Origin of the sequence: Taibaiella sp. KBW10, assembly GCF_003852495.1 — a bacterium.
Classification (GTDB): domain Bacteria; phylum Bacteroidota; class Bacteroidia; order Chitinophagales; family Chitinophagaceae; genus Edaphocola.
Genome location: NZ_QAJI01000010.1, coordinates 2,765 through 2,987 on the forward strand (window position 1 = coordinate 2,765; position 223 = coordinate 2,987).

The 223-nt window shown below is 45.7% G+C and carries 1 protein-coding gene; it reads left to right on the top strand.

Annotated features, from left to right (window positions below):
- The coding region (locus DBR32_RS15600) for a T9SS type A sorting domain-containing protein (RefSeq protein WP_158606027.1) at window positions 1-223 on the top strand (223 nt) is incomplete at both ends.

The window sequence follows — 223 nt, forward strand, 5'->3', positions numbered from 1 at the left end:
GATGGTTCTTCCAAGCTATCCAATATCGTAATCCTTCGTTTAAATACCGTACAACAAGACATCAGCCTATTCCCTAATCCGGCAACCCAGGAAGTAAAAGTGAGCGGGATAAGCGAAAAAGCAGTATTGGATATTTACAGCCTCGATGGCCGGTTCTTGTTACAGAAAGCTCTTTCCGCTACACAGGCGCCTATCGATGTCAGTCCACTGCCTCTAGAGATCT